Raw genomic sequence first — 333 nt, 5'->3', positions numbered from 1 at the left:
TAAGTGTTTTTAAATCAAGCATAAAAATTACTCATATTATCAACATCACCGAACTTTTTGAATATCAACCTTATCGTGTCGAAGTTCATATGATTTTGTAAAAAAATGTTTAAAAGGTTCTTATCAAATTTTCCAATGAGTTCATTCTCCATGACGGTTAAGGCTTGAGAATGACTCATTGCACTGCGATAACACCTTTCCATTGTCAGGGCATCATACGCATCTACGATAGAGAGTATTCGTGCTTCTACAGGTATACTTTCACCACTTATACCCAGAGGGTAGCCTGTACCGTCAAAGTTTTCATGGTGGAACATAGCCACTTTGTAGCAT

1 protein-coding gene is annotated in these 333 nt (G+C 36.3%); it reads right to left on the bottom strand.

All coding sequences use genetic code 11. The annotated features are described in order from the left end of the window. Positions 1 to 14: 14 nt before the first annotated feature. The coding region (locus tag QWI17_RS05675; RefSeq protein ID WP_302721544.1) for an HD-GYP domain-containing protein at positions 15 to 333 on the bottom strand (319 nt) is incomplete at its 5' end.

The sequence above is a fragment of the Gilvimarinus gilvus genome, from assembly GCF_030518155.1.
Classification (GTDB): Bacteria; Pseudomonadota; Gammaproteobacteria; order Pseudomonadales; family Cellvibrionaceae; genus Gilvimarinus; species Gilvimarinus gilvus.
The sequence above is the reverse complement of the archived record's forward strand: the minus strand, read 5'-3'. Positions and strand labels throughout refer to the sequence as shown.